Consider the following 5,885-nt stretch of genomic DNA (forward strand, 5'->3'; position numbering starts at 1 on the left):
GGGCCCGGACGTCGGCGCGGCCCTCCGGAGGCCCCGCGACGCGCCGGGCGAAGGCGGCCCGTGCCGCCCGCGGCAGCCGGGCGTACGCGACCTCGCGGACCACCGCGTCGGCCACCGCGTACCGGCCGCCGGCGCGGCGCAGCAGCAGTCCCGCCGAGGCCAGGGCGCGCAGCACCGGCGCGGCCCCGCCGGGCGCCCAGTCGAGCAGGCGCTCCACCGTCGCGGCGGTGACTCCCGCGCCGGCGGTCGCGGCGGCCATCAGCACGGCCCGCCGCGACCCGTCGAGGCGGTCCAGTCGGGCGTCGACCTCCCGGCGCACCGACTCGGGCACGGGCTGCGCCGCGCCGAGCGACGCCACGTACGCGGCGGCCCGTCCCGGGCTGCCGCCGACGAGCGGCAGCAGCCGGGCGACCGTCGCCGCCGACCGGTCCGCCCGGCCGAGCAGGTGGCGCAGCAGCCGGCCGGTCTCCACCGGGCGCAACGGCGGCACCGCCAGCCGGTGCCGCCGGCCGGGCGACCCGGGTGGCACGTCCGCCCACCCGGGGCTGTGCAGGGCCACCACCACCAGCGGCAGCGACCGCGCGGTGGCCGCCGCGAAGAGCAGGTGCAGGAAGCGGCTCAGCGCCGCGGCGGACCGGTCGAGGTCGTCCACCGCCACCACGACCGGCTGCCGGGCGGCGAGCCCCAGGAGCGTCTCCCGCGCCACCTCGGCGCCCCGCGCCGTGCCCCCGGGGCCGGCCGGAGCGGCGAGCAGCGCCTCCAGCGCGTACACCGCCGCGGCCAGGCCGGTGGGCGGCAGCAGCTCCGCGAGGGCAGCGGTGAGCCGTCGCCGTACCGCCGCGGGTGCCTCGGCGGCGCGGAGGCCGGCGACCCCGCGCACCAGGTCCGCCACGGGGGCCAGCGGCTCCGGGAACGGCGGACAGTGCGCGACGCACCAGCGCACCGGCGCCCCGTCCACGGTGTCCACCGCGCGGGTCAGTTCGTGCAGCAGCCGGCTGCGCCCGCTGCCGGCGGGGCCGACCAGTGAGAGCCAGCGGGGGCCGCGCTCCCGGACGGCCCGGACGATCAGGTCGCGCGCGGTCGCCAGTTCCCGGCGCCGCCCGATCAGCGGACCGTCGTGCCGCGCCGGGCCCGGGCGGGCCGGGCCGGTGGCGTGCCACACGTCGACCGGCAGCGCCCTGCCGGCCAGGGCCACCGGCGGCACGCGCCGCTGGTCGACCAGCCCGACGGTGGCCCGGTGGGTGGCCGCGCAGATCGCCACCCCGCCGGGCGGGGCGTACTCCTGCAACCGGGCGGCGGTGGTGATCACGGCGCCGCTGGCCGCGCCGTGCCCGCCGTCGCGCGCCCCGGCGAGTTCCACCAGCGCCTCGCCGGTGGCCACCCCGACCCGGACCCGCAGGCGCGGCGCGCCGGGCAGCGTCCGACGGTCCAGGGCCCGCTGGATCTCCAGCGCCGCCCGCACGGCCCGGTACGCGTCGAACCCGTCGGAGCGGCGGGCGCCGAAGAGTGCCATGACCGCGTCGCCGACGTACTTCTCGACCACCCCGTGCCACCGGTGCAGCACCCCGGCGACCGTGTCGAAGTACGCCCGTTGCAGGGCCCGCACGTCCTCCGGGTCGAGCCGGTCGACGAGCGCGGTCGACCCGACGATGTCGGCGAACAGCACGGTGACCAGGCGTCTCTCCTCCGGCACGGGCCAGCCTGCCGACGGGACCCGGTCCGCTGCGGAGACGGTGGTGGGCATGGGCATCGCACCTGCCTTTCCCCCCGTGGGCTGACGACACCTCGGACACTGTCACCGATGGGCCGACGGGGGATCTGCAGAACGACGTATGTCGGCCGGGCGCAACCTTGCGTCGTGATGTGGACGCGAGGAGTACCGCAGGCGCGAAAGACCCGTGGAGCGGCGCGGGACCTGTGACTAGGCTGCGTGCCATGGCCAGCGATGTGCACGCCGCACCGCTCGTGGGTCGGGCCGAGCTGGTGGCGGCGGTGCGGGCGGCGTTGCTCGACGACGTCGCGCAGGGGCAGACCGCCGCCGTCTTCCTCACCGGCGAGAGTGGCGTGGGCAAGACCCGGCTGCTGGGCGAGGTCGCCGCCCGGTTGCGCGTCGCGGGGGCCGTGGTGCTCACCGGCTCCTGCCTGGACATCGGTGACGCGTCGCCGCTGCACCCGCTGCTGCAGGCGCTGCGTCGCCTCGACGCGACCGGTCCGCCCGCCCGGACCTCCTCGGCGGTCCGCGGGCTGCTGCGGATGTTCGCCGACGAGAGGCCCGGCCCGGACGGCGCCGGGGCGCTGCTGGAGCGGGTCTCCCGCGGGCTGCACCTGATCGCCGAGGGCCGCCCGCTGATGCTCGTGCTCGACGACCTCCAGTGGGCCGACCGCAGCACCCGGCAGCTGCTGCTCTACCTGCTGGCGGGCCTCGGCGACCTGCAACTGTCGGTGCTCGCCGCGGTGCGCGCGGAGTCGTTGCAGGGTGCGCATCCGCTGCGCCGGGTGCTCACCGAGCTGCGCCGGCTGCGTACGGTGCGGGTGCTCGACCTGGCGCCGCTGGACCGGGCGGGCACCGACCGGCTCGCCGCCGCCGTGGTCGGCCGGCCGCTCGCCCCGGAGCCGGCCGAGCTCGTGTGGCGGCGCAGCGGCGGCAACCCGTTCGTGGTGGAGGAGCTCGCCCGCGACCTTCGTGACGGCCGCGACGGGCTCTCCGACACCCTGCGCGAGATCTTCCTGGCCCGGGTGGACGCGCTGCCCCGGCACGCGCACGCCGTGGTGCACGCGATGGCGACCGGGGTCGAGCCGGTGCGGCACTGGCTGCTGGCGCGGGTGGTGCGGCTGCCCGAGGAGGAGCTGATCGAGGCGGTCCGGGCGGCCGTCGCGCATCGGCTGCTGGTGAGCGCGGACGACGGCTACCGGCTGCGGCACCGGCTGGTCGCCGAGGTGCTGGAGCACGAGCTGCTGTCGGCCGAGCGCGCCGCCCTGCACCGCCGCTACGCCGAGGCGCTCACCTCGGCCCCCGCGGAGCTGCACCAGGCGCGCCTGGCCCACCACTGGCGGCTGGCCGGCGAGCCCGCCCGGGCGCTGCCGGCGGCGGTGGCCGCGGCCCGCGAGGCCGAGCGGCTGCACGGCTACGCCGAGGCGCACCGGCACTGGTCGGCCGCGTTGCAGCTGGCCGGCTCCCCCGGCGTGGCGGCGCCCGAGGTGGACCGGGTCACCCTGCTGGAGCACGCCGCCGAGGCCGCCCACCACTGCGGCGAGCACGCCCGCGCGCTGACGTTGCTGGAGGAGCTGGCCGGCGCCGGCGTCGACCCGTCGGCCTGTGCGCTGCGCATCCGGCGGGCCCGCTACCTGGCGGCGGCGGGCCGCTCGGCGCCGGCGGAGGCGGAGTACCGGCGGGCCCTGGAGGCCGCCGACTGCACGCCCCGGGAACGGGCCACCGCCGCCGCGCACCTGGCCGAGCTGCTGCTGCACCTCGGGAGGTACGCCGACGCCGGCCGGCGGGCCCGCGAGGCACTGGAGCTCTCCGCCGACGCGCCGGGATCCGCGTCGGAGGTGGTGCTGGCCAGCGCGGCGCTCGGCTTCTCCGAGGCGTACCTGGAGGATCCCGACGCCGGGCTGGCGGTGATGCGCCGGGCGCTGGAGACCGCCGAGCGCTCCGGTCGCCCGGAGGACGTGGCGTGCGCGTACCTGCACCTGGCCGAGTTGCTGACCGGCCCGCTGAACGTCCTGGAGGAGGGGGTCGTGGTGGCCCGTCGGGGCGCCGAGCGGGTGGCCCAGCTCGGCCTGGGCCGCACGTACGAGACCCGGCTGCTGGCCATCGCCACCAACGGGCTGTTCCGGGTCGGCCAGTGGGCCGAGGCGGAGAAGGTCGTCGCGGCGGCCCTGCGGCACCGCCCCTCCGGCGCGGACGCGGTGGAGCTGCTGCTGGCGCGCTGCCGGCTGTCGGTGGGGTACGGCGACGTCGAGGCCGCCGCGCGCGATCTCGACGCGGTGGCCACGGTGCTCGCCGGCGGCGGGGGGCGGCACGTGTTGCCGCTGCTGACCCTGCGGGCGGGGCTGGCGATGTGGCAGGGCCGGCACGACCTGGCCCGCCAGGCGGTGCAGCGCGGCCTGACCGAGAGCCGCTCCGACGACGTGGGTCTGCTCGCCACGCTGGTGTGGCACGGCCTGCGGGCCGAGGCCGAGGCGCACGCCAGCCGCACCGTCGCCGTCGACCGGACCGCCGTGCGGCGGCTGCGGGAGGTCACCGACCGGGTCGCCCGAAAGAGCGCCGACGCGGCCCGCCCGGTGCGCGAGGTGGTCGACGGGTTCCTGGGGCTCTGCGCCGCCGAGGTGAGTCGCCTCGACGGCAGCGATCCCGAGCTGTGGGCCCGTTCGGTAACGCAGTGGGACCGCCGCCACCACCCCTACCCGGCGGCCTACTCCCGGCTGCGGCAGGCGGAGGCGCTGCTGGCCCGGCGCAGCCGCAGCGCCACGGCGGCCAAGCTGCTGCGGCAGGCGTACGAGATGGCGCAGGGCCTCGGCGCGGTGCCGCTGACCTCGGAGATCCGTACCCTCGCGGGGCGGGCCCGGGTGCCACTGGAGGAACGCCGGGTCGGCGGCGGCCCGGTCGCCGGGCCGGACGGGGACGAGCTGGCCGCGCTGACGGCCCGCGAGCGCGAGGTGCTCGCCTCGGTCGCCGAGGGACTGACCAACCGGGAGATCGGCCAGCGGCTGTTCATCAGCGAGCGCACCATCGGCGTGCACGTCTCGCACATCTTCGACAAGCTCCAGGTCCGCACCCGCGTGCAGGCCAGCGCGATCTTCCTACGCAACCACCCCGGCTGACGCGCGGTACGGATACGTCGTTCTACTGATCCGGCCGACCGTCGACGGCTGGCAGTCTGGGCTGCGTCGCGGACGGCCCGGGTTGCCGGGAACCTCTGGAGGAGCAATGACGGAACCGGTGTGGGGGCCCGTGCATCGGGACATCGTCGACCTGCTCGCCGACCACCCCGCGGACGTGCCGGCGGTGGTCGACCACCTCACCAAGCTCCAGGACATGCTCGTCCGGCTGCCCCCGCTGGCGGCGAGCTGCCCGCTGGCCGACTTCAACGGGCTGTACCTGACGATCACCGAGAACGTGCTGAACGGGCTCTACGACGACCGCTTCGCCGACCCGGTGTTCCTGTCCCGCCTGGACGTGGAGTTCGCCGCCCGCTACTTCGACGCGATGCGGCTGTGGACCGACTCCAGCCCCGGCACGCCGAAGGCGTGGGCCTGCCTGTTCGAGCGGATGCGTGGCCCGGACGCGCGCCCGCTGCCGTCCGCGGCCGCCGGGGTGAACGCGCACATCAACTTCGACCTGCCGTTCGCGCTGGTGACCACGTTCGACAGCCTCGAGTCGGAGCCCGTGGACGGCACCGACCAGCACCGCGACTACCTGGAGATCAACAACATCTTCGCGGACAGGATCCCCGGCCTGCGGCGCGGCTACCTGGAGCGGTGGCAGCTGCTCATCGACATGCTCAACGGCGACATCGACGACTGGTACCAGGGGGAACTGGTCGAATACACCCGCGACGTCGCCTGGCGCAACGCGCAGAAGATTTGGCGGTGCCGGTACGACCCGGCCGCCCACGAGTGTGAGCGCGCGCGGCTGGACGACACGGCCGCGGCGCTCGGCCGGCTGCTGCTGTCGCCCCTCGGGGCGTTCCTGCAGTAGCCGGGACGGGGGTCCCCGCGCTCCGCACCGGCACCCGGCGGAGCGCGGGGACGCGTCCGCCCGGTCGTCGCGCCGCCGTCCGCCGTGCACCGGCGGTCGGGGGACGGGCCCGCGGTGCCCGGGGCCGCCGGGGGTGGCGGGCGTGGAGGAAGGGGCCGGCCGGCGCGCGGGCCCGTCCCCCGAC

3 protein-coding genes are annotated in these 5,885 nt (G+C 77.4%); 2 read left to right on the forward strand and 1 reads right to left on the reverse strand.

Going from position 1 to position 5,885, the window contains the following annotated elements:
* Positions 1 to 1,750 (reverse strand): adenylate/guanylate cyclase domain-containing protein (locus V6V16_RS27530; protein WP_334566823.1); only part of this gene is annotated, 1,750 nt, incomplete at its 3' end.
* 185 nt (positions 1,751 to 1,935) lie between these two features.
* On the opposite strand from V6V16_RS27530, the gene V6V16_RS27535 reads away from it, so the two are divergent.
* Together V6V16_RS27535 and V6V16_RS27540 are read left to right on the forward strand one after the other, a co-directional pair.
* Positions 1,936 to 4,824 carry a helix-turn-helix transcriptional regulator gene (locus V6V16_RS27535; protein WP_334566825.1) on the forward strand — a complete coding sequence of 963 codons (2,889 nt, stop codon included), beginning with the start codon at positions 1,936 to 1,938 and terminating at the stop codon, positions 4,822 to 4,824.
* A gap of 106 nt (positions 4,825 to 4,930) precedes the next feature.
* Positions 4,931 to 5,701: a DUF5995 family protein gene (locus V6V16_RS27540; RefSeq protein WP_334566827.1), complete on the forward strand. Its 771-nt coding sequence runs from the start codon at positions 4,931 to 4,933 to the stop codon at positions 5,699 to 5,701.
* Positions 5,702 to 5,885 lie beyond the last annotated feature (184 nt).

It is taken from the genome of Micromonospora sp. CPCC 205561 (assembly GCF_036906775.1).
Classification (GTDB): Bacteria; Actinomycetota; Actinomycetes; order Mycobacteriales; family Micromonosporaceae; genus Micromonospora.

Bases quoted from the DNA above. Each gene is read 5' to 3' on its own strand.
- V6V16_RS27535 (WP_334566825.1), top strand. From the start codon at position 1,936: ATGGCCAGCGATGTGCACGCCGCACCGCTCGTGGGTCGGGCCGAGCTG.
- V6V16_RS27540 (WP_334566827.1), top strand. From the start codon at position 4,931: ATGACGGAACCGGTGTGGGGGCCCGTGCATCGGGACATCGTCGACCTG.